Origin of the sequence: Streptococcus sp. SR4 (assembly GCF_000517725.1) — a bacterium.
In the GTDB taxonomy this organism is placed as follows: domain Bacteria; phylum Bacillota; class Bacilli; order Lactobacillales; family Streptococcaceae; genus Streptococcus; species Streptococcus salivarius_F.
Map to the genome: position 1 here is coordinate 128,583 of NZ_AZYW01000046.1, position 22,697 is coordinate 151,279.

The window sequence follows — 22,697 nt, forward strand, 5'->3', positions numbered from 1 at the left end:
AGACTAACCTGCTAAATCTTTAGTTTCTCTGTAAAATACGTTTGAAGACAGGATATAGGAGAGGGACCGCAATGATAGTCACTACTGATGTTCCAAAGGTCCCACCAATTTTAGTAAGTGCCAATACCATGGCTGCATTGAGTGGTAGAGCCGCAACGATACTATTAATAATCGTATACTTAATAAAATTCAAAATAATTTTGGTTACTGCAGCTATAACTCCAATGATTATGATATTAGCCATTTTGTCATTTGATTTTAGTAGCTTTTCAAAAACAAGATAGAGCACCAGACAGACTATTAAGGATTCTAAAATAGTAATCCAGACCTCAGCAGCATATCCATTAAAAATATCAAATAGTCCTAATCCTACTGTTGCTACAAGAGCACCTTTTTTTGAACCAAAAATCAAAACAGCAATCACAACTAGGGCATTTCCCAAATGGACAAATTGTGGTCCAAAAGGAATCCGAATAAACTGTACACTAACAATAATTAAGGCTGCATACAAACTCAATTCAACTAATTCACGAGTTTTATCATTTTTCATTTTTCTCCTCCAATAGCTCATTAATGCCATTAAATAAATAACCGATATGGGGCTCATAGCAGAGACCATATTTTAAAGGACGACCACTAGCTAGGGTTGAAGACAAGACCTGATCCATGAAATCTAAGGCAAGATTAGCTACTTTTAGTAAATTCAGATGATGAAAATAGCCTGATGCCAAGATAGCTGTTACAAGATCTCCACTGCCATAAAAGTGAGACTTATAGCTTTTCCTCATAAGATAAGTCGTTTTATTGGTCTCTTTATCAAAATAAGCCAGCCCAATTTTATCTGTCTTAAATGAGATACCTGTCAAAATAACTTTTCGAGGTCCAAGCTTGCTCAACTCTCTCAGAAGCTTTTCAATAGTGGCCTCATCATAGGAACCTACTTCTAGATAGGGAGAATCCGTTAACAAAGAGGCTTCTGTCAGATTGGGAATGATAGCATCTGCCTGCTGACAAAAATCTTTCATAGCTTCTACATATTCCATATCAAAACCTTGATAGAGACGACCATTGTCACCCATAATAGGGTCAACAAAGAGAGCTATCCGTTTATCACGAGCCAATTGACCTACAATTTTTAGTTCTTCTCTTGACTTAAAATAACCACTTACTAAGCCATCTACTGTAAAATCCAAGTGCTCCCACTGCTTATAGAATCCCTTCAGGTCATCCGTAAGATCCCGCATATAGATATTCTCAAACTCCCCTGTATGCGAAGATAAAAGAACTGTTGGTAAAGGAAGGACTTCAGTTTGACAGGCTGACATGATAGGGAGGCTACTAGTCAAAGCAACCTTACCCACCCCAACAAGGTCATTAGCAACAATCACTGTAGCCATCTATTTTTCGTCCCAAACTTTTTTAAACTGTTTAACAAATCCGGTATGGAAATAAATATAATAGGCCAAGCCCAAACCAATTATCGCAGCAATTACATCAAAAGGAATTTTCATAATAGCAACTGCTGGTGTTCCATAGATAAAGGCTCTTCCCAAACCATAACCAACTAAATCAATAATAGCCCCGAGCAAGAGACCAAGAGCAGCCCTAGATTTACTCAATTTACCTAAACGACCACCAACGACAAGTGCAATAGCAAGAACTTGAAGGCTATGGGTCACTAGAGTTACCCACATAGGAAGAGGGTAAAAGAGAAAATCTCCGATGAAGGAACCTATACCTGCAATAATCACTGCTTCTGTAGGTGGGAAAATTAAACCAACTAGGAAAATAACAATCCCATTAAAATAGAAATGACCACCCGGTACAGGGATGGATAAGAGACTAGAACTCAAAATAATCACAAGTGCCATGAAAAAAGCAGAGAGGGTTAAACGTTTTGCTGACATACCTAAAACTCCTTGATAAATAAATATAGTCTAAGTTTATGAAAATTCTGACGATTAAACAAGATAGTATTTTAGCTACTGTCCGGGTACAGATTTTAGACAACAAAAAACACCACACAAGTATGTGGTGATAAATCTTATTGAGCTTTCTTATCAAAATATTTTACAGGTGCCTTCTCAAGATTTTGGAGTGAAAGTTTAGCAGTCGCATTCGCTTCTGTACCGTAGTCTGAGAAATCAATAACCAAATCATGATCAAAGTCTTCAACGGCATAGTCAACAACGACTTCTTTGACTTCCTTAGGTGCAATCTTGGTCTTATTAGCCATCTTATCTCGGTCATCATCCTGAGAAAAGACCATTGTAGCAACCTTTACTTCTTCCTTTTCTTGTTTCACATCAAGGACAACTTTCATCAAAAGAGTGTAGGCATTCATTGTTTCTTTACTTGAGTTGCTAAGTTTATAGTGAACGCGTACAGCTTTTTGACCTTCAGGTGATTCGATTTTATTTGCAGAAAGAACTTGTACGCTAGCATCTTGTCCCGTAAATAGCATTTTGTTTTTATCGTAGGTCCAAGTAGGTTCCTTCTCAGGTGTGCAAGCTGACAAACCGATGATTGTTAAGCAAGCAAGAGCGAGAAGTCCTAAGATTTTCTTTAAAGTCATTCTTATAATCTCCTTAAACTTGTTTGAAAGGGGAATTTAGTTTTACCTTACAACCTTTTTATTATGTCAAAATCTAATAATCTTGTCAAATCCCCCTAGCTCACTTGCTCAGAGAAGATAAGTAGGGTACAATAATAAAAAATCTGTGAGGGGTCAGTTATGAGTGTTTACCAAGATATTGTCGCGTCTATTATTAAGGATATTAAAAATGGGAGCTTAGAAAAAGGAAGTAAGTTACCTTCTATCCGACAGCTTAGCCAGACCTATGTCTGTAGTAAGGATACGGCACAAAGAGCACTCCTGGACCTAAAATATCAGAACTATATTTATGCCGTTCCTAAAAGTGGCTATTATGTTCTCGAAGGGTATAACGAGACAGACGATAAAGCCCTCCTCAACCTTAACGACTACAATCAATTGGCCTACGAAGATTTTAAGCTTTGTCTCGATGAAAGTTTAGCAGGTCATCAGGACTACCTCTTTAACTATTACCATGAACAAGCTGGACTTAAAGAATTGGTAAAAGCCTTACAGAACCGACTTGCAGCTGACGATATTTACGTCAATTCAGATCAGATTGTCATTACATCAGGAAGCCAACAAGCCCTCTACATTCTGTCGCAAATAGATTTTGGTAATGGTGGATATAAAATTCTCATCGAGCAACCTACCTATCACCGCATGAACCAACTAATCAACCGCCAAAATTTACCTTATGAAACCATTACGCGTAATTTTGATGGTCTGGATTTTGATAAACTGGAAGAGCACTTTAAGTCTGGACAGATTAAGTTCTTTTATACAATTAGTCGTTACTCAAACCCTCTTGGACTAAGCTATACCGCTAAAGAAAAAGAAAAGCTGGCACAACTGGCCAGTCTGTACGATGTTTATATTATCGAGGACGACTATATGGGTGACTTTAGTGATAGTAAAAATCTACCAATTCACTACTATGACACTCAGAATCGAGTCATTTATATCAAATCATTTTCCATGGCCCTTTTTCCAGGTCTGCGCCTAGGTAGTGTCGTCTTACCACCTAATCTCAAAGCAACTTTCTTAGCCCATAAGGGACTCATTGATTATGATACCAACCTTATCATGCAAAGGGCTCTTTCAGTATATCTAGATAATGGCATGTTTCAAAAAAATATTAAGAAACTTCGGGACCTCTTTCAGCAAACTATGGAAAAAAGTCGAGAAAGCATTGAGAATGCCAAGATTTCTACTCCTTATCAGATTTCTCCTAGACATATTACCTGGCAGCTTCCTAAAGGACTCTCTCTAGAAAAATTCAAGGCAAAAAAACAGATTCGCTTTTTGGAATCCTCCTTTATCAGCCCTACTTCTGAAACCTATCTACAGATAGGCCATGGGAAAGAACTCAATTACTTTCTGAAACTCCTGAAAAAGACTGAGTAAAAATTGACTACACAAAAAGCCATCGCTGGATGGCTTTTTTCTTATTTTGTCTGTTCAAAGCGTAGATGTACGATTACCTTATCTCCATAACCGTTACGTTCCAAATCACGTTGCAAACGGTATGAAATATAATGTTCAGCAATATTGATAAATCCGGCTTCCATGAGACGATTTTCAACCAATGACTGAATCATGTTGATGGTTGGGCGTTCCACCTGAGCATCTTGAAGATCAAGCACTACTTTTTTAGTGACTTGAGCAAGGTTTTGGCGCCAAGTATCATCAAGAACATACACAGTCTGTGCTGCTTTTAAGATGGCTTGGTAGATTTTATCAGGATCAAATTCAGCAACTTGACCATTACGTTTAATAATTTGCATGGCTACCCTCTTTTCATGGCTTTTTCTTTTATTATGCAGAGAATTTACATATTTGTCAAGTGCGAATCCCTGAAAGAGCTATCCAGACTGCTTATTCCCAGAATTTAGAAATGTAAACTGGTTTGCCATCTTTATCAAAGGAAAGGGTTGCCGTGTAGGACTCTGACTTATGATGGCGCATATAATTAGCGATTCTCTTATCACCGTTTATCAGGTGAATGTCATAAGTCTGCCCGTCAGAGCTTACAAAGTGAGCACTGATACTAGCACTACTCGTTTTTGTCCCAACATGACTAATATCTATTTTTTCCACTTGACCATCAATGGTTTTAGCTATAGGGCCTCTATAGTCTTTGTAAATAGTGACGGTAGCCAAAACATCTTCAACTAAGACATAGGTCATTCCGAAAACGAACAGATAAACTATTGGGACGACAATGAAAGATAATTTACTTTTGCGGAACGTCTCTTTATGCCAAGCCCAAATATCCTGAGGTGACATTTTCTTAAACTTTTTCAAGTATCGATGAATAAATAACCAATAGGCTAGTACTAAAAATGTCAGTTGACCCAAGGGATAAGCAAAACTGGGTAAACCATCAATCAGAACATTGACTTTATCAGATTCAAAAGTGTAATGTCCTAATATCCCATCAAAAAACTCTAAAAACAAATTAACTCCTTTTTGTAATATAGTCTAGTCACTTAAAAATCCATCTTCTCAGATGGATTTTTAACTATTAACGTACTTCTGCTTCGACTTTCTCAGTAAGGGCTTTGGTGATTTTTTCCATGTATTTGGCAACTTCTTCATCTGTAAGGTTGTCATTTGGATTTTGGAAGGTAAGGCTATAAGCCATTGATTTCATACCAGTACCAAGTTTTTCACCTGCGTAAACGTCAAAGAGTTTAACAGCAACCAAGCGTTTGACTCCTGCAGAGTAGATAGCATCAAGAACTTCTTGATGTGTGATTTCTGCCTTAAGAAGAAGGGCGATATCACGTGATACTGCAGGGAATTTTGTGATTTCAACAAATGGTTGAGCCGGTTGCAAGGCTGCTTCTACAGCACTAAGGTTAATTTCAGCCACATAAGTTTCTGGAATACCGTAGTTTTTAGCAGTTTGTGGGTGAACTTGACCAAGGAATCCAATCGTTTGACCATCAAGGACAATAGCAGCTGTACGACCTGGGTGCATGCTTGCTAGATCTTTTGTCGGTACATAGTCAACTGAAACTTCAAGTTTATCAAAGAGAGCTTCAACAATCCCTTTGGCATAGAAGAAATCAACTGGTGTTGCTTTGGTTTGGAAGTCTTTTTCAGCTACAAGACCTGAAATAGCGAAGGCAAAGGTATTGATTTCATTTGGCAATTCCTCTTTTGGATTACCATTTTGTTCAAAGACCTTACCGATTTCGTAAATAGCAACGTTACTATTCTTACGGTTAACATTGTAAGCAACAGTATCAAGCATACCAGAGACCATGTTCTGACGGAGGGCTGAACGGTCAACAGTCATTGGCCACATCAACTCAGTCAAGTTAGTAGGTGTCACAGCAAATTCCACAGCTTTTTCAGGTGTTGTCAAAGCATATGAGATGATTTCAGTCAATCCAGCACCTTCAGCAATGGTACGAACCTTGCGACGAAGCGCTTGTGTTTCAGTCAATTCACCAGCTGTTCCTGCTGCCTCTGGAAGTGTCGTAGGCAATTTTTCATAGCCGTAGATACGTGCGATTTCCTCAACCAAGTCTGCTTGGATGCTGATATCCCAACGACGACGTGGTACAGAAACTGTAAATTTATCTGCATCACCTGTCAAACCGAAACCAAGTTTTGCAAAGACATCTTCAATATCCGCAAAAGTCAATTCTGTACCAAGGCGAACATTCACGTAGTCAAGGCTTGTAGAAACTTGAACTGGCTCTGTGTCAACAGATCCCGCTTGAACACGGCCTGCAAGCACCGTTCCATTTGCCAATTCTTGCAACATAGCTGCAGCAAAATCAAGTGCTTCAAGGACAGTATCGTTATTGATACCTTTTTCAAAACGTGATGATGATTCTGAACGAAGGTTGAGACGGCTACTTGTCTTACGAACTGATTTTCCATCAAAAACAGCAGCTTCGAGAACGACATTTTTAGAATTGTTGTCAATTTCAGTTGAAGCGCCACCCATAACACCTGCGAGAGCAACTGGTTTGTCAGCAACTGTAATAACAATATCTTCAGCAGTCAATTCACGTTCTTCACCATCGAGAGTGACTAATTTTTCCCCATCACGGGCATCACGGGCAACGATACGTGAATCTTCAAATTTATCCAAATCGAAGGCATGCATTGGTTGTCCAAAGTAAAGAAGAACATAGTTTGTCACATCAACCACGTTATTGATTGGACGGATACCAGCATTCATAAGAAGGTTTTGCAACCATTGTGGACTTGGTTGAACATTAACATTCTCAACCACACGACTAGCATAAGTAGCCACTTTATCACTTTCAATGGCTACTGAAATCTTATCAGAAGCTGGTTTGCTATCTTCAGTAACCGTTTTTTCTGGGAAGTGAACAGATTTTCCATAGATTGCAGCGACTTCATGTGCCACACCACGCATAGAAAGAGCATCCGCACGGTTAGGTGTGATTGACAATTCGATGATTTCATCATCAAGGTCAAGATATGGGAAGATGCTATCTCCAGGTACGGCATCTTCTGGCAAAATTTGGATACCATCCGCAAATTCCTTAGGAATAATGCTATCTGGAAGTCCAAGCTCTGCCAAAGAACAGATCATCCCGAGAGATTCCATGCCGCGAATCTTACCTTTTTTGATTTTGTAATTGTTTGCAATACGGGCACCAGGAATGGCAACAATTACCTTGATGCCAGCAGTGACATTTGGAGCACCACAAACAATTTGACGTGGACCTTCGGCATCTCCTGTATCTACTTGACACAAGTGCAAGTGTGTTTCAGGCACATCTTCACATGACAAGACATGACCAACAACCAATTTTGACAAGGCCTCAGCAGGTGTCTCAACACCTTCCACTTCAATACCTGTCGTCGACATTTTTTCAGCGAGTTCGGCAGTGGTAACATCCACATCAACCAACTCTTTTAACCATTTATAACTAACTAGCATAATTATGATATTAAGACCGTGTCCTTGCAAAGCAAGGACCAAAGTGACAAGATTTTAGGAAGTAGCCTGAAATCCTGATTTCAGTAGCGACTTATCTAAATCTCGAACTTTGAGGTCGTATTCAAATCCTTTCTGTAAAATTATCAGTTCAACTGATAAATGAGAGAAGAGTTCAAACCTCTACTTAAGCGGGTTCAAATCCTTTCTGTAATTTAGGAATATGTATATCTGATATAAGAGGAAGACGAACTAACACGTTTAATCGCCTTTTAAACTCCTCTCTATCAACTTAATAATAGGTTTATAGTTTTAATTTAAGCAACCAGTCGCGGTCAACTTTACCATCACCAACTGGAAAATCGTGTTCTGCGAATTTTTCGAAGCCATATTTATCGTAAAATATCTGTGCTTTGAAATTCCTTTCCCAAACACCCAACCAGGCCCAATCACAACCTAGATCACGAGCTTCTTGTAAGGCAAACTCAAAGAGTTGCTTACCCAAGCCCATGCCTTGGAAGGCCTGACTGATATAAATACGTTGAATTTGAAAGGCATTATCCAAGTGCTACTCTGTTTGAGCAGAACCTACATTAGTCTTTAGAAAACCTGCCTTTTCACCATCAACGAGAATGAAAAAGTAACGCGATTCTTCATGAGTGATTTCATCTAAGAGAACTTCCTCAGAAAGTGCGGTATCAAAGTAACCTTGCAACTGGTCTTCGGTATTATCATGAGCAAAAGTCTCTCTAAAGGTATCTTCGGAGATAACTTTTAATTCTGCTACTTCTTCCGGAAGAACCTTACGAATAACGACTGACATGACAACCTCCTAAACCTTATTTAAACTGTTCTGAGAAACGAACATCCCCTTGGTAGAAACCACGAATGTCGTTGATACCATAACGAAGCATGGCAATACGTTCTTGACCAAGACCAAAGGCGAAACCTGAATATTCTTCAGAATCGACACCAGACATCTCAAGCACTTGTGGGTGAACCATACCAGCACCCAGGATCTCAATCCAACCTGTCTTCTTACATACGTTACATCCTTTACCACCACACTTGAAGCATGACACGTCAACCTCAACTGAAGGCTCAGTGAATGGGAAGTAAGATGGACGCAAACGGATTTGACGTTCTGCACCAAACATTTTTTGGATAATCATTTCAAGCGTTCCCTTAAGATCACCCATTGAGATGTTTTTACCAACGACCAAACCTTCGATTTGGTGGAACTGGTGACTGTGAGTCGCATCATCTGTATCACGACGGAAAACACGTCCTGGTGAGATCATCTTAAGTGGACCTTTAGAAAAATCGTGTTTATCAAGTGTACGAGCTTGAACAGGACTTGTGTGTGTACGAAGCAAAATTTCTTCCGTAATGTAGAAGGTATCTTGCATGTCACGCGCTGGGTGGTCCTTAGGCAAGTTCATACGTTCAAAGTTATAGTAGTCAGTCTCAACTTCAAAACCATCAACGATTTGGAAGCCCATCCCCAAGAAAATGTCTTCGATTTCTTCAGCTGTTTGGCTAAGAATATGACGGTTTCCAAGTTTGACTTGGCGTCCAGGAAGGGTTACGTCAAGACTTTCAGAGTCAAGTTGGGCTTGAATTTTAGCGGCTTCAACAACTTTAGCTGCTTCGTCAAAAGCTTCAGTCAAAACGTCACGAACTTCGTTGACCATTTTACCAACTTTAGGGCGTTCTTCATTTGGAAGGTCTTTAAGTCCCTTCAAAAGATCTGTCAAAGATCCTTTTTTACCCAAAACTGCAACTCGCAATTCTTGTAATTCTTTAGAGTGTTCACCACGCATTTCAGCAAATTTAGCCTGCGTTGATGTTTTCAACTCTTGCAATTGTGTTTGTAAATCCATGAGATTCCTTTCTGATGTAACAATTTCGAATCGCAAACAAAAAACCACATGCCAAAACTCCAACCCGGAGCGTTGACACGCGGTACCATCCGTTTTTTATCTGGTTACCCAGACCTTGATTCGTCAGTCGTTTTCATGAGTGAATTCGCCGAACTTCCCTTGAGGAGGCTTCCAGTCCATGACCTCCAATCCCTGTCAATTTCCATAAGGTTACTAGTCTCTACGACTTCTATTCAATTACTATCAATTTTACCAAAAAAACAAAAAGCTTTCAAGAGCTGACAAAGAATCCTTTAGTTAATGCCAAAATGGAAAATATGTCTAAGATAATTGACATACCTATATAAATTTGCTACAATTATGTCAGATATAGTTGACATAATTGATAAATTGCGACTTACAGCAACACATTAGCTTGTCTTTCAGAAGGAGGCCCATTATGAATCATGTCAGGGAATTTAGAAAGAATTTAGGGCTTTCGCAATTAGAACTTGCAAAGTCTATTGGTGTTTCCCGACAGACCATTAACATGATTGAGAATAACAAGTATAACCCAACACTTGAGCTCTGTCTTAATCTAGCTAAAGCACTAGATACTGATCTTAACAGTCTCTTTTGGGATGGAAATTGCGAATAGAAATATAAGATAGAAAGAGGTAAATTATGGTTAAAGAAACTTTCACTGATAAACTAATCAAACGTTTTTACGGTATTACTGGACCTTTAGATGAACAAAAGCGCCAACAGGTTGATCGAATGGGTAACATGGCTTTCGTTGTTCTCTTCTATATTTTAATTTTTGGTAATTGTATTGCCTTTCTTCTAAGCTCTAAGTATCCCGAACTTGTGGCTCGTATTTATCCTATCCTCCTCTTGATTATCATTCTGTTAGTTAGCAGCATCCTTACTTATAAGTTTAAGATGAGTGCTGTTAACGCTATTGACGAGGAAGAACTGACTGAGAAAGAGAAAAAACAACTTAAGCACGTGGGGCTTAAGTCAGGTTTATTCTTTGGCGTTTTTATGTTCTTAGGCATGCCCCTGATTCAATTACTAGTTAATCATAAAGACTATTTGACAGAATTATTCTCAGTCCGAAATATCCTGTCAGGCATTTTTGAGGCTATCCTTTTTGGGGCTATCATGCAAGGCTTTGTAAATGCTCGTATCAAACAAGCCAAATCTCAAGCTGATAAAGATGACCAATAAACTCAAAAAGACAAAGAAAAAAATCCAGGTTTCCCAGCCTGGATTTTTTGCTTGAAAGAAGACTTCTTAGACTTGTATACGCGAAGCCTAAATGTGTCCAGAAAATCGTATCTTAACACATACACTATAACTAACTTCAAAAAACACCATATCCCCATATGACATTTCCTTAAATATTGTAACATGTCAGTGGGAAATGACAAGTCGCCCTCTCTCTCTTAAACCCTAAAATCCTAATCATAGCCTTTGTTAAGCCATTTTACGCAATCGATTGCGTAATTTTGAAAGCGCAAACTTAATGTTTTTCTGAAAGTCCTTACAAATTTTTTGAGACTATGAAAAAAGATAGTGATAAAGCTATCAACTATCTTTCATGAAAATATAATCTATTTTTAGTCTAAATCAAGGTCTTTTAGTTTGACCGAAACGATTTTCGAGACACCTGATTCCTGCATGGTTACCCCATAAATAGAGTCTGCTGCAGACATCGTTCCCTTACGGTGGGTAACCACTATAAACTGACTAGACTTGTCAAAACGATTAAGGTAGTCACCGAAGCGTTTAACATTGGCTTCATCCAAAGCTGCTTCTACTTCGTCAAGGATAACAAATGGAATAGTCTTAACACGAATGATGGCAAAGAGAAGGGCAAGAGCTGACAAGGCCTTCTCACCACCAGACATAAGGTTTAGCGATTGAATTTTCTTACCTGGTGGCTGCACAGAAATTTCTACTCCAGCCTCTAGGAGATTGTCTGAGGTCAAAATCAAGTCTGCTGAACCTCCACCAAACATCTGGGTAAAGGTCTGTTTAAAGCTTTCTCGGATAGCCTCAAAGGTTGCTTTAAAGCGTGATTTCACTTCATCATCCATGTCATTTATGGTATTCAGAAGGAGGCTCTTAGCTTCGAGCAAATCATCCTTTTGTCCGTTCAAGAAATCAAGACGTTGCTTAACCTCTTCAAATTGGGCAATAGCATCTACATTGACCGGACCTAAAGCTTTGATTGAACGCTCAAGACCTTGCAGGTTCTGGCGTGTTTGTTCGACATTGTCAAGAGGGCTAGCCTGACCTTTGGCGACTTCAAGTGTCATCTGGTAATCTTCAGCCAACTGAGTCGCAAACTTACGAAGCGATTGACTAATCTGACTTTCACGTTCTTCCAAACGAGTCTGCTGACGAATCAAGTCCTCGTTACGATTGCCAGCTTTAGCCAAGCGCTCCTCCAAGTCTTCCAACTGACCTTCGTAATCTTGCACCTGAATCTTGGCACGGACAAGAGCTTGTTCCAAATCGTCTTTACGTTGAACAGCCTCTTTATGCTGCGCTTGCAGATGGGGAAGGCGGTCAGTTTGGTCTTCATCAACCTGGTTGTTAAGGAGCGCCTTAAGACTATCCGATTCTTTCATTAACTCAGATAAGTCAGCTTGAAGACGATTGCTTTCTGTCTTCGCAAAACGCAATTCTGCCTGCAAGTCACGTTCCTTCAACTGAAGTTCAGATTGCTTGTCTAGGAGAACCTGTTTTTGTTGACCAAGAGCATCTTTGTCTTCCTTAATTGCCTCAATACGGTCGTTAATGGCCTCACGCTTGGATGCAATTTGTGCTAACTCAGCTTTAAGTTGCTCAGCCTTATCTTGAAGATTTGCACCTTCAGTTCCCTGAGAATCCTGTTTGAAACTATCCACTAGGGTTTGATTTTTCTCCACCTCTGCCAAGGCTTGTTGGTGTTCTAGGTCTAGTTTTTGCTCCTGAAGACGAGCATTTTCACCATCTACCTTAAGGTCTTCTAGCTCTTTCTGTAGAGCCTTACGTTTAACCTTAAGGGCTTCAACTTTGGCTTCACTATCACTTAATTGAGCCTTAATCTGGTTAATTTCAGCAGTCAATGCATCTAGTTCAGGCTTGATAAAGAGACTATTATTTTGTTTGTTGGTACCACCAGCAAAGGCACCACCTGGACGAATCTCAGAGCCATCAAGAGTAACCATACGCACTTGGAAACGAACCGCTCGAGCCGCCTTATTGGCATTGTCAATGGTATCAAAGATTGCCGTAACCCCAAGGAGGTTTTGGAAAATATTAGATAAGCGGTCCTCATAGGTAACCAAATCGGAAGCCATACCTATAAAACCTGGTGCATTGGCAAGACTTTGAGCAAATTGTTCATTAAGTTGACGTGGCTTAATAGTGGTCAAAGGCAAGAAGGTCGCACGTCCCTGACGATTTCGTTTCAAGTAGTCAATCGAACGCTTAGCAGCCGCTTCGTCCTCCACAATAATATTTTGCCCACTAGCTCCCATAGCAATTTCAAGAGCCGTCTGATAACGCGTGTCAAAGGTTAAGTGTTCACTGACTGCACCAATAATTCCCTGAATGAATTGGGCATTTTGAAGGACAGCCTTCACCCCTGCATAGAAATTAGAATGATTTTTCTGAATAGATTCTAGACTTTGACGACGAGCATCTTTACTTTTAAGATAATCCATGAGGTCAAACATCTGCTTTTGAGCCTCTTGGTAGTCCTTATCAAGAGCTTGATAAGTCTGAGCCTTTTCTTTGTAGCTAGCTAGGAGGTTTTGAAGACTCTCTTGGGCTGCTTGATAAGCTTTTTGGGCTTCGCTGGCCACTTCCTGAGCGGAGAGCAAATCAACTTGAGCTTGTTTATATTCTTCAGCTTGTGCCTCAAGCGCTTGAGTCTGACTGTCCATGTCGTGAGTGACCTGAGTCAAACTGTTGGAAACCTTGGCTTCCTCCTGCATCAGACCAACATAATCCTCACGTAAACGTTCAATAAGTGTATCTGGATCATCAGAAAATTGCTCTAGTTCTTTTTGAATAGCAATCAACTCTTTGGCAAGGCTATCCAACTCAGCATTCAATTCAACTTGGCCTTGATTAACCTTATCAAGGGATTCTCTTACCTCTGCTTTCAAATGCTCTAGCTCACTGAGACGAGCTTCAGTTTCTTCTTTTTTCTCTGAACGCTGCTGACTCTCCATGGTATAAAGATCAATTTGACGCTCAAAGTCACTAATAAGTCGTGTGACATCCACTAAGGTTTGTTGGTCAGAAGAAATTTGTTCTGAAATTTGGTGACGTTTTTGCTTGAGTTCTTGGTTCTCCGTCTCTAAACGATGACGTTCTTCATAGTAGCTGGTTAATTTGTCCTTGACCTCTGCCAAATCTTCTTGCGTTTGGGTCAAGTCAGATTTGCCAACTTCAATATCGTGGACCAAAAGATTAAGCTGAGTCTGTCTACGTTCCTCATCTAATTCCAAGTAACGTTTAGCAGTCGCTGCTTGCTTTTCAAGGGGTTTAACCTGACCATCTAGCTCGTAGATGATATCTTCCAAACGATCAAGATTATCCTGAGTTTGATTAAGCTTGCTTTCCGTTTCTTTCTTACGTGTTTTATATTTGAGAACACCTGCGGCTTCTTCGAAAATAGCACGGCGCTCTTCAGGCTTGGCATTAAAAATAGCCTCAACACGACCTTGAGAAATAATGGAAAAAGAATCACGGCCGAGACCTGTATCCATGAAGAGGTCATGAATATCACGTAGACGAACCTTGCGACCATCAATCAAGTAATCATTGTCACCGTTTCGATAAATGTGACGCTCCACACGAATGGTTTCACCAGCACCCGCGATAAAGCCATCACTGTTATCAAGTGTGACCGCTACTTCCGCATAGTTGAGAGCCTTACGAACCTCTGTCCCTGCAAAAATAACGTCAGGCATCTTGCCTCCACGCAAACTCTTGGCAGATGATTCACCCAATGCCCAGCGTAGACTTTCTGTAATATTTGATTTTCCCGATCCATTTGGACCTACAACGGCTGTTACTCCCTTGTCAAAGACGACTTGCATCTTGTCCGCAAAGGATTTAAAGCCCTGCATTTCAATTGATTTCAAATACATGCTTAATTTCCTAGTTGTTCAAGGGCAGCCTTAGCCGCTGCCTGTTCAGCTAATTTCTTAGATTTTCCAAGACCTGTGCTGAGCTCCTTACCATCAACAGCTACCTGCATAGTAAATTCTTTGGCATGAGCTGGTCCAGACTCGTCGATAACGGTATAAGTAATATCAACCGTACCATTGACCTGAAGACGCTCTTGCAAGGCTGTCTTATAGTCTGTTACGCGGTCAAAGTTCCCCTTTTCAACCTGAGGAATCATGACCTGATTCAAGAATTTCTCAACTGCAGGCAAACCTTGATCCAGATAAAGGGCACCGAGGAAGGCCTCCCAGAGGTCACCAAGGATAGTGGCACGTTCACGTCCACCAGATTTTTCTTCCCCTTTACCAAGACGGATATACTGCTCGAAACCGCAAGCCTTTGTAAAACCTGCCAAACTCTCTTCACGAACAATAGTACTGCGCATCTTAGACATTTCCCCCTCTGGCTTGTTAGGGTAGCGTTTGTAAAGATAAACAGAAATGACTAATTGCAGAGCCGCGTCTCCTAAAAATTCCAAACGTTCATTATGTGAAATGTTTAGGAGGCGGTGCTCATTGGCATATGAGGTATGGGTAAATGCTGTTTCTAAGAGGTCTTTTTGGCTAAAAACAATACCAAAATCCTGCTCAAGTTTTTGTTCAAGTTGATTCATGAAACTTCCTTTCTTTTTATGCACACTAACTATAATTATATCAAAAAAAGCCAATTTTCATGATAGAAAACTGCTTTTAGACCCTATATCAGCTTATTTTGTGAGATTTAATCTATTCAACTAAAAAAAGCTGAGCAAGCTGCTCAACTTCATTTTCTTAATAATCTGGACGAACGACACCTGTAACTGTCTCACGTGTTGCCTCGACATCTTCTTCAAGGACAACCTTGATGATACGTTTGGCTTCTTCTGAAGTACATGCAACCAATGGTAAACGAAGTGGTCCAACTTCGAAACCAAGATGGTTAAGAACAGCCTTAACAGGTGCAGGGCTTGGTACTGAGAAGAGAGCGTTAACTTTAGGAATGAATTTACGTTGGATAGCTGCTGCTGTCTTGAGGTCACTATTTTCAATAGCTTCAAGCATGGCATGCATCTCATCTCCATTTGTATGAGAGGCTACTGAGATGACACCGTTAGCACCAAGGTTCATAGCGTGGAAGGCATCCCCATCTTCACCGGTATAAACCAAGAAATCTTCAGGTTTATGTTCAATAAGGTAGGCCATATTTGCAAGGCTGGTACATTCTTTAACACCGATGATATTTGGATGTTCAGCCAAACGAAGCATGGTATCAGGAGCCATTTCAACAACCACACGACCAGGGATGTTGTAAATGATGATTGGCAAATCAGAAGCATCCGCAATGGCTTTGAAGTGTTGGTACATACCTTCTTGTGATGGCTTGTTGTAGTAAGGTACGATAGCAAGACCAGCTGCGAAACCACCAAATTTGGCAACTTCTTTAGCAAACTCGATAGAGTCGCGTGTATCGTTGGTACCGACACCAGCAATCAATGGCACACGTCCATTAACAATTTTCTGAACAGCCGCAAAGAGTTCCAACTCCTCATCGTGAGTAAGTGTTGGACTTTCAGCCGTTGTTCCCGCCAAAAGAAGAGCTTCTGTATGGTGAGCCAAAAGATGCTCAATCAATTCTGGAAGGGCATCATAATTGATTGAGCCATCTTCGTGGAAAGGTGTAATAAGGGCTGTGATCAGTTTGACATCTCTTAATTGATCAATTGACATAATATTCTCCTTCAACCGTTTTCTAATCCTTTCCATTTTACCATAATTTTGACAAGTCAGACAGATAAGTTGACAATTTTCTGAAAACGTGAGGACTGATTGTTTCCATTTGATGGCTAATAGACAAAAAAAACAGAGAGAAGTCTCTCTGCTTTATAGGATTCAGCTTGATTTTAGTATTTTAATACAACACTGATTCCTTACTGATTTCTATTTCGCTCCCTATTTCAATTCAAATTTCAATTCTGAGGTTGGGCGAACCAAACCACGTTCGTGGAGTGTTTCTGCGATTTGGACTGAGTTCCAAGCGGCACCTTTAAGGAGGTTATCTGAAACAACCCACATGTGGATACCCTTTTCAGCATCCAAGTCTTTACGGATACGTCCGACGAATGTATCACGTGAACCTACAGCATTAACGGCTTGTGGGTAGACTTGGTTAGCAACGTCGTCTTCAAGGACTGCACCTGGGAATTCTGCAATAGCAGCTTTCACTTCGTCAATTGGTGCCACTTCTTTTGTTTCAATATAGACTGACTCTGAGTGAGCTGACAAGACTGGAATACGCACACATGTTGCTGATACAGCAATGCTATCGTCTTCCATGATTTTCTTAGTTTCGTTTGTCATCTTCATTTCTTCGTAAGTGTAGTCATTTTCAGTGAAGACATCGATTTGAGCCAAGGCATTGAAGGCGATTGGGTAGTGTTTCTTATCACCACCACATGGCAAGATTTCAGCTTTAACATCACGTGGGTTAACGCCGTCATTCAAAACTTCTTTCAACTCACGTTGTGTTTCAAGGATTGCTCCCATACCAGCACCTGATACGGCTTGGTAAGTTGACACGATGATACGGTCCAAGCCCCATTTTTGACGAACTGGCTCAAGGGCAACCATCATTTGAATCGTTGAGCAGTTAGGGCAAGCGATAATACCGTTGTGAGCATCAAGTGCATGTGCATTGACCTCAGGTACAACCAATGGTACATCTGGGTTTTGACGGAAGTAAGATGTATTATCAACGACTACTGCACCAGCTTTAACAGCGTATGGTGCATATTTAGCAGAGGTAGATCCACCAGCTGAGAAAAGTGCAATATCTACACCTTCAAATGCGTCTTCAGTCGTTTCTTCGATAGTCACATCTTGTCCTTTAAATTGCAAGACTTTCCCTGCAGAACGTGCAGACGCAAGGTAGCGAATTTTATCGATTGGAAGTGTTGATTCTTCCAACATTTTGATCATTTGAGCACCGACGGCACCTGTAGCACCGACAACAGCAACTGTGTATCCCATAGTAAAACCTCTTTCGGAATTTTCTATCAATTTAGTTTAGTGAATCTATTATACTACGTTTAAGCCCAGTTGAAAAGGGTTAAAACGCCAAGAATAAAGAAAAAATCCCCTACCAAATGGTAAGGGATAGGAGGCATCTTTCGATGAGAGTAGCAGGTTCACACAACTACTCAAGGTCCGCTCCTGCGTTACAATCTAATGTAGACCTCCTCAGCGCAAAAGGCTCTAAAGAGCCAATCGACTCATCGCATGTTTCTATTCTAGCATATTGAACGACAGAGTCAAGCTCTTGATTTCTATAAATACTTACTTCCCTCACGAATGCTAAGAGATGACATTTGACTAGCATGTTGATCAATAAAAGCCCGAACCCAATCAGGATTTACCTTTGAGTAATTGCGCAAACTCCAACCGATAGCCTTGTTAATGAAAAACTCAGTCTGTCCAAAGTTATTACAAATAACCTCAGCTAAGAGATCTGTATCTGTCAATTCTTTACGCATAAGCTGGTGGTCAATGGCAATACGTCTCAACCAAAAATCCTCATCCAGACTCCATTGGCGCATGATATCCTTGGTTTCTGGATAGTGAAAAGTAATCTCCCCGATAATACGGTCTAATTGATCTATGCTGTCCCACCAGGACTTGGTCTGAGCTAACTGTTTCAGCTTTGGAAAAACTTCTGGTCTAAGCTCCTTCTTCTTTTTGTCCAGATAATCCATAGCAATATATTGAAACTCACGGTAGGGTTGCTGCCAACACTCTTCCACAAAATTCCAATCAATTGGATCCTTAATGAAAGGCTTAAAAAACTCTCTTTCAATCTTTCTGAGAATTGTTTTTTGAACGCCAAGAAACCTGAATTTATTTTTCATATAGGCTTCCATGTGTGGTACTTTAGCTGGATCAGCTTGATCTTCTAACAGTTTTAAAAGGATTTTTGCATCCATATGAGTTCTCCTATATTACATCAAAGGTCCTATCAAAGAAAAGAGATAACCACTCAAACGATGAACTAGAGGCATTTTAGACAAACTCTCCAAAGTAACTTCCTCTGAAAGAGCTTGCGTTTTCTCAAAATCTTGTTCAATTTTGATCACTTCCAAATTTTTATAGAGATAAATCCCATTTTCAAAATTTTGATAAAGACTACGGTAGTCTGTATTAATAGTACCTACAACAGCTTGGTTGGCATCAGAAACATAAACTTTAGCATGGACAAAACCTGGCGTATAGCGGAAAATGCGGACACCAGCATCCAACAAGACTTTAAAGTAAGTCGTAGCAATATCAAAGGCATACTGTTTATCAGGAATCCCTGGCATAATGATACGTACATCCACACCTCGTCTGGCCGCAAAGGTCATGGCCCGAACCAATTCGTCATCCAAAATCAGATAAGGAGTCATAATATAAACATAATTAGTGGATGTATTTAAAAGATGTAGGTAAACATTCTCTGCGACTTTGTGATAAGTCAATGGCGAATTACCATAAGGAAGAACAAAGCCTTGACTCTCTCTTTTTTGAGGCTTTTCTTGTAGATATCGCTCCATATCAGCTGGATCATCAACTCCAGTCACTGACCACATGGTCAAAAAGAGAGCCTTGAGAGTTTGTACTGCTGAGCCGTCTAATCGAATCGCAGTATCCTTCCAATGACCAAAACGCTCTCGTTTATTGACATACTCATCAGCAATATTAACGCCACCGGTATAACCAACTTGACCATCAATCACTGTTATTTTCCGGTGGTCTCGATAGTTGTAATAGGTCGATAAAACTGGCTTAATTGGTGAGAAGGTCTGAGCTTTAATACCAACCTTGTGTAACCTCTCGATATAATCGTAGGATAAGGTGGTCATCTCATTCATCCCATCAAACATAACACGAACGTCCAGTCCTGCCTTAGCCTTCTCCTCCAAGATGGCTAATATCTCTCCCCACATGATGCCTTCATCAATGATGAAATACTCCATGAAGATATAACGCTCTGCCTTTTTCAAATCCTTTAACAAGGACGGAAGCATGTCATCTCCAAGTGGGAAATAAGTCACCTTAGTATCTCTATAAATTGGAAAATGAGCAGGACTATGCTCCAGAAAATAAGCCAGTCTTTGCAGTTGCCTATCGCTATGAGACAGATAGTCCTCAACCTCTGGCTCGGTAGCCAAATAGTCTGAAGCCTGAACTGTTGCTTCCACAAGACGCTTTTTCAAACGTCTGACACCAAAATCAGCGAGCGAAAAATAGAGCAAGGCGGTCCCAAAAATGGGAAAGAGGGCAATGATTATCAACCAAGAAAGTTTGGAACGGGAGTCCATGGAACGATTGAGCAAATAAAAGAAGGTAAAAACACTCAATAAGTGTTCCCATAAGATAATGGATGGGAAATGCTCTTGTAGGCTAATATATGAAAAGACAAGAAAGGCCAATTCTAGTAAGAAAAACAGGAAAATAGGTACCTTACGATTAAGTAGAATTTTAGCCCATTTAGACGGCTTCTGAGGCAATAGCCGGGCACTTATTTCTTGGGACATATAGGCTCCTTTAGTACAAAGAAATTAGCTCACAGTTCAGAGCTTTTTCTACGATTTTTCAATTATTAGTATCATTCTGGCGTGGGCAAATGACACAATCAATTTGTCGACTTTGACTAGACATTTCTAGCCTCCTACCGTATTTTCCTGACAGGACCATCTAAGGTCTTTTGCATCCAGACAATATCATGCCATTGCTCAAACTTGTAGCCCACTTTTGGAAAATGAGCAACTTGGACATAACCACGTTTTTCATGCATAGCAATGCTAGCCTCGTTCGGAACAGCAATACAGGCTAAGAATCGCAAAAAGCCCCGTTGTTCAAGTTCCTCTTCAAGAGCATCATAGAGCTGACTTCCCAGACCTCGACCACGGGCATCTTCATGCAAATAGATGGACAATTCAGTTGTCCAATTATAAGCTGTCCGGGCATAGTAGGTTGAAGCATAGGCATATCCGAGAACTTGTCCATCCTCTTCAGCGACCAGATAAGGGTAAGTTTCAAGGGTTTTATTGATACGATTCTCAAATTCTTGAACACTGGGAACTTCATATTCAAAGGTAATGGCCGTCTTCTCAACATAGGGTGCATAGATGACCTGAATAGCTTGTGCATCAGCCAAGTTGGCTGGACGAATGGTTAACATCATTTTCTCCTTCGACTTCATTATCTTTATTTTATACTATAAAAAAAGAGGGCTCAACCCTCTTCTTACAAAAATTGACATTACATCAATGGCGCCACTAGTTTGGTCAATAAGCCTAAGGCCTTTTGATGGAATGGAAGTTTTTCAACGTCAGTCGTGCTGACTCGGTGACACTGGTCTTTTGTCGCTTGGAAATCTTCCTCAATAGCAAGAACCGAAGAAGTCCTATAGAGATAGGTCGCACACTCAAAATGATGATATAGACTTCGGTAATCTAAATTAATCGTTCCTACAACAGCCCGACTATTATCACTTACAAAGATCTTGGCATGAATAAATCCAGGTGTGTACTCATAGATTTTAACGCCAGAGGCTAGCAGTGTTGGGTAGTAGGTCTTAGCTAGGTAGTAAGCTGATTTTTTATCAGGAATACCAGGCATGATGATACTAACGTCTACCCCACGCTCAGCCGCAAACTTGAGAGCATGGAGTAGTTCACCATCCAAAATAAGATAAGGTGTCATGATATGAACAAAATCACGCGCATGGTTAAGGATGTCAATATAGACATTCTCACCAACTTTATCCTTGTCCAATGGAATATCCCCATAAGGAACAACAAAGCCAGGGGTATCAAACGCCTTATGTTCAACCATATACGGCGTAACATCTAAAGTTTCGTTAGAATAGGTCCACATCTGAAGAAAGAGAACTAAAAAAGTATCAACCGCTGGGCCCTCCAGCATCAAGGCAGTATCTTTCCAATGACCGAAACGCTCAATCTTGTTGATATACTCGTCAGCTAAATTAACCCCGCCTGTGAAAGCAACCTTACCATCAATCAGCAAGATTTTCCTATGGTCACGGTAATTGTAATAGGTTGACAGGAAAGGGGTTACCGATGCAAAAACTCGAGATTGAATGCCAATTTTTTCCAATCGTTTCTTATAGTCAAAACTCAAAGTTGAAAATTCATTCATACCGTCATACAGGACTCGAACTTCCACCCCTTCTTGAACCTTTTGTTTCAAGATTGCTAGGATTTCACCCCACATTTCACCTTCACCAATGATGAAATATTCCAAGAAAATGTACTTCTCTGCTTTAAGGAGCTGTTTCTTCATTTCCTCAAACTTGGCTTCACCACTTGGGAAATAGGTCGTCTTCGTGTCACGATAAACTGGAAAGGAACCGTTCACATTTTCAAGATATTGGACCAAGTTATAGTTGCTGGTGTGACGCTGTTTAAGCTCTTCGAGGGCCTGATTATCTTGTTTCAGAATACCAGAACTGCGGTCAATATTGCTCTGAATAGCACGCTTCATCCCTGTGTAACCTATATCAAGTTTCGTATAAGCCAAGAGCAAGGTTCCGATAATAGGGAAAGGCAAGACTATCAGGAGCCATGTATTTACAGCCGTCGACTCCATATCACTTTGAAAGAGATAAATAATGGCCAGAATACGAAGGACTACTTCTGTAACTTGCAGGTATATCCTATATTGATGCAACCAGAGGTAAGACATGGCCACAACAACAAGCTGCAGTAAGATGATTAAGAAGATAATCGTAGCACGACTAAAGATTCCACGAAGAAAGCCACGACGACTCTTATCATAAAGACGTTCAATTTTAGCTTCGTTTTTGATAGCATGACTCCTTTCCCTTTTTAATTAATCTTATTATAACCAAATTTGTAAAATTAAGCAAGACAGAAAAAGCCATCTATGTTAGGCTCAGATAAACACCACATTTATCTGAAAAGAACTAACATATAGGACGAAATGGATTACCGAAACAAATGGATTTTACGAATGTTTCTCAAAATTATGAGGCTGGGACAAAAGTCCTAGCCTCTCAATTTGTCTTTGGATTGTCGAGA

The 22,697-nt window shown here is 40.2% G+C and carries 19 protein-coding genes and 1 pseudogene; 3 read left to right on the forward strand and 17 right to left on the reverse strand.

The features are described from left to right. Positions 1–19: 19 nt before the first annotated feature. From HMPREF1519_RS05345 to HMPREF1519_RS05360, 4 genes are all read right to left on the reverse strand, one after another. Positions 20–550 carry an ECF transporter S component gene (locus tag HMPREF1519_RS05345; RefSeq protein ID WP_022496464.1) on the reverse strand — a complete coding sequence of 177 codons (531 nt, stop codon included), beginning with the start codon at positions 548–550 and terminating at the stop codon, positions 20–22. Next, positions 540–1,397 (reverse strand): pyridoxamine kinase, encoded by an 858-nt coding sequence (locus HMPREF1519_RS05350; RefSeq protein WP_022496465.1) that lies wholly within the window; start codon positions 1,395–1,397, stop codon positions 540–542. The genes HMPREF1519_RS05345 and HMPREF1519_RS05350 overlap by 11 nt, the downstream gene beginning before the upstream one ends. Continuing rightward, on the reverse strand, positions 1,398–1,907 hold the full coding sequence (locus tag HMPREF1519_RS05355) for an ECF transporter S component (RefSeq protein WP_004182063.1): 510 nt from the start codon (positions 1,905–1,907) through the stop codon (positions 1,398–1,400). 137 nt (positions 1,908–2,044) lie between these two features. Beyond that, positions 2,045–2,575, reverse strand: a complete 531-nt coding sequence (locus HMPREF1519_RS05360) for a DUF5067 domain-containing protein (RefSeq protein ID WP_022496466.1) — start codon at positions 2,573–2,575, stop codon at positions 2,045–2,047. A gap of 159 nt (positions 2,576–2,734) precedes the next feature. On the opposite strand from HMPREF1519_RS05360, the gene HMPREF1519_RS05365 reads away from it, so the two are divergent. Then, complete coding sequence (locus HMPREF1519_RS05365; RefSeq protein ID WP_037611415.1) at positions 2,735–4,000, forward strand: aminotransferase-like domain-containing protein; 1,266 nt, start codon at positions 2,735–2,737, stop codon at positions 3,998–4,000. A 41-nt stretch (positions 4,001–4,041) separates the two neighbouring features. On the opposite strand, the gene HMPREF1519_RS05370 is transcribed toward HMPREF1519_RS05365, so the two are convergent. The 5 genes and pseudogenes from HMPREF1519_RS05370 to pheS form a co-directional block, all read right to left on the reverse strand. Further along, positions 4,042–4,380, reverse strand: a complete 339-nt coding sequence (locus HMPREF1519_RS05370; protein ID WP_002891184.1) for an ATP cone domain-containing protein — start codon at positions 4,378–4,380, stop codon at positions 4,042–4,044. Positions 4,381–4,471: 91 nt separating this feature from the next. Then, on the reverse strand, positions 4,472–5,053 hold the full coding sequence (locus tag HMPREF1519_RS05375; protein ID WP_022496467.1) for a hypothetical protein: 582 nt from the start codon (positions 5,051–5,053) through the stop codon (positions 4,472–4,474). 67 nt (positions 5,054–5,120) lie between these two features. Further along, a complete protein-coding gene (pheT, locus tag HMPREF1519_RS05380) occupies positions 5,121–7,529 on the reverse strand; it encodes a phenylalanine--tRNA ligase subunit beta (RefSeq protein WP_022496468.1) in 2,409 nt (802 codons plus the stop codon). A gap of 301 nt (positions 7,530–7,830) precedes the next feature. Then, positions 7,831–8,349, reverse strand: a pseudogene (locus HMPREF1519_RS05385) (GNAT family N-acetyltransferase). 16 nt (positions 8,350–8,365) lie between these two features. Continuing rightward, complete coding sequence (gene pheS / locus HMPREF1519_RS05390; protein ID WP_022496471.1) at positions 8,366–9,409, reverse strand: phenylalanine--tRNA ligase subunit alpha; 1,044 nt, start codon at positions 9,407–9,409, stop codon at positions 8,366–8,368. A 439-nt stretch (positions 9,410–9,848) separates the two neighbouring features. Here pheS and HMPREF1519_RS05395 point away from each other — a divergent pair, with 439 nt between their 5' ends. Together HMPREF1519_RS05395 and HMPREF1519_RS05400 are read left to right on the forward strand one after the other, a co-directional pair. Continuing rightward, entirely contained in the window at positions 9,849–10,046 is a 198-nt protein-coding gene (locus tag HMPREF1519_RS05395; RefSeq protein WP_037611417.1) for a helix-turn-helix transcriptional regulator, read from the forward strand. Positions 10,047–10,072: 26 nt separating this feature from the next. Continuing rightward, positions 10,073–10,618 (forward strand): DUF3278 domain-containing protein, encoded by a 546-nt coding sequence (locus HMPREF1519_RS05400; RefSeq protein ID WP_037611419.1) that lies wholly within the window; start codon positions 10,073–10,075, stop codon positions 10,616–10,618. Positions 10,619–11,010: 392 nt separating this feature from the next. On the opposite strand, the gene smc is transcribed toward HMPREF1519_RS05400, so the two are convergent. The 8 genes from smc to cls (HMPREF1519_RS05440) form a co-directional block, all read right to left on the reverse strand. After that, the gene (gene smc / locus HMPREF1519_RS05405; RefSeq protein WP_037611421.1) at positions 11,011–14,544 is read right to left on the reverse strand and encodes a chromosome segregation protein SMC; all 3,534 of its coding nucleotides are present in this window, start codon (positions 14,542–14,544) and stop codon (positions 11,011–11,013) included. A 2-nt stretch (positions 14,545–14,546) separates the two neighbouring features. Continuing rightward, positions 14,547–15,236, reverse strand: a complete 690-nt coding sequence (rnc, locus tag HMPREF1519_RS05410) for a ribonuclease III (RefSeq protein WP_002885331.1) — start codon at positions 15,234–15,236, stop codon at positions 14,547–14,549. A 157-nt stretch (positions 15,237–15,393) separates the two neighbouring features. Beyond that, positions 15,394–16,329, reverse strand: a complete 936-nt coding sequence (dapA, locus tag HMPREF1519_RS05415; RefSeq protein ID WP_013990425.1) for a 4-hydroxy-tetrahydrodipicolinate synthase — start codon at positions 16,327–16,329, stop codon at positions 15,394–15,396. A gap of 222 nt (positions 16,330–16,551) precedes the next feature. Then, positions 16,552–17,628, reverse strand: coding sequence for an aspartate-semialdehyde dehydrogenase (locus HMPREF1519_RS05420; RefSeq protein ID WP_013990424.1), 1,077 nt, complete (start codon positions 17,626–17,628; stop codon positions 16,552–16,554). Positions 17,629–17,924: 296 nt separating this feature from the next. Further along, positions 17,925–18,578 carry a DNA alkylation repair protein gene (locus HMPREF1519_RS05425; RefSeq protein ID WP_037611423.1) on the reverse strand — a complete coding sequence of 218 codons (654 nt, stop codon included), beginning with the start codon at positions 18,576–18,578 and terminating at the stop codon, positions 17,925–17,927. Positions 18,579–18,593: 15 nt separating this feature from the next. Further along, positions 18,594–20,168, reverse strand: a complete 1,575-nt coding sequence (gene cls, locus HMPREF1519_RS05430; RefSeq protein ID WP_037611426.1) for a cardiolipin synthase — start codon at positions 20,166–20,168, stop codon at positions 18,594–18,596. Between the two features lie 134 nt (positions 20,169–20,302). Continuing rightward, positions 20,303–20,815: a GNAT family N-acetyltransferase gene (locus HMPREF1519_RS05435; RefSeq protein ID WP_037611427.1), complete on the reverse strand. Its 513-nt coding sequence runs from the start codon at positions 20,813–20,815 to the stop codon at positions 20,303–20,305. 80 nt (positions 20,816–20,895) lie between these two features. Beyond that, positions 20,896–22,446 (reverse strand): cardiolipin synthase, encoded by a 1,551-nt coding sequence (cls, locus tag HMPREF1519_RS05440; protein WP_176550440.1) that lies wholly within the window; start codon positions 22,444–22,446, stop codon positions 20,896–20,898. Between the last annotated feature and the right edge of the window lie 251 nt (positions 22,447–22,697).

What these genes read in the sequence shown, in the direction of transcription:
- rnc (WP_002885331.1), bottom strand. Translation starts at nt 15,236, where the DNA reads ATGAATCAACTTGAACAAAAACTTGAGCAGGATTTTGGTATTGTTTTT.
- HMPREF1519_RS05425 (WP_037611423.1), bottom strand. Translation starts at nt 18,578, where the DNA reads ATGGATGCAAAAATCCTTTTAAAACTGTTAGAAGATCAAGCTGATCCA.
- HMPREF1519_RS05365 (WP_037611415.1), top strand. Translation starts at nt 2,735, where the DNA reads ATGAGTGTTTACCAAGATATTGTCGCGTCTATTATTAAGGATATTAAA.
- HMPREF1519_RS05370 (WP_002891184.1), bottom strand. Translation starts at nt 4,380, where the DNA reads ATGCAAATTATTAAACGTAATGGTCAAGTTGCTGAATTTGATCCTGAT.
- HMPREF1519_RS05360 (WP_022496466.1), bottom strand. Translation starts at nt 2,575, where the DNA reads ATGACTTTAAAGAAAATCTTAGGACTTCTCGCTCTTGCTTGCTTAACA.
- cls (WP_037611426.1), bottom strand. Translation starts at nt 20,168, where the DNA reads ATGTCCCAAGAAATAAGTGCCCGGCTATTGCCTCAGAAGCCGTCTAAA.
- pheT (WP_022496468.1), bottom strand. Translation starts at nt 7,529, where the DNA reads ATGCTAGTTAGTTATAAATGGTTAAAAGAGTTGGTTGATGTGGATGTT.
- HMPREF1519_RS05395 (WP_037611417.1), top strand. Translation starts at nt 9,849, where the DNA reads ATGAATCATGTCAGGGAATTTAGAAAGAATTTAGGGCTTTCGCAATTA.
- HMPREF1519_RS05355 (WP_004182063.1), bottom strand. Translation starts at nt 1,907, where the DNA reads ATGTCAGCAAAACGTTTAACCCTCTCTGCTTTTTTCATGGCACTTGTG.
- dapA (WP_013990425.1), bottom strand. Translation starts at nt 16,329, where the DNA reads ATGTCAATTGATCAATTAAGAGATGTCAAACTGATCACAGCCCTTATT.
- HMPREF1519_RS05400 (WP_037611419.1), top strand. Translation starts at nt 10,073, where the DNA reads ATGGTTAAAGAAACTTTCACTGATAAACTAATCAAACGTTTTTACGGT.
- pheS (WP_022496471.1), bottom strand. Translation starts at nt 9,409, where the DNA reads ATGGATTTACAAACACAATTGCAAGAGTTGAAAACATCAACGCAGGCT.
- HMPREF1519_RS05420 (WP_013990424.1), bottom strand. Translation starts at nt 17,628, where the DNA reads ATGGGATACACAGTTGCTGTTGTCGGTGCTACAGGTGCCGTCGGTGCT.
- HMPREF1519_RS05350 (WP_022496465.1), bottom strand. Translation starts at nt 1,397, where the DNA reads ATGGCTACAGTGATTGTTGCTAATGACCTTGTTGGGGTGGGTAAGGTT.
- smc (WP_037611421.1), bottom strand. Translation starts at nt 14,544, where the DNA reads ATGTATTTGAAATCAATTGAAATGCAGGGCTTTAAATCCTTTGCGGAC.
- HMPREF1519_RS05345 (WP_022496464.1), bottom strand. Translation starts at nt 550, where the DNA reads ATGAAAAATGATAAAACTCGTGAATTAGTTGAATTGAGTTTGTATGCA.
- HMPREF1519_RS05435 (WP_037611427.1), bottom strand. Translation starts at nt 20,815, where the DNA reads ATGTTAACCATTCGTCCAGCCAACTTGGCTGATGCACAAGCTATTCAG.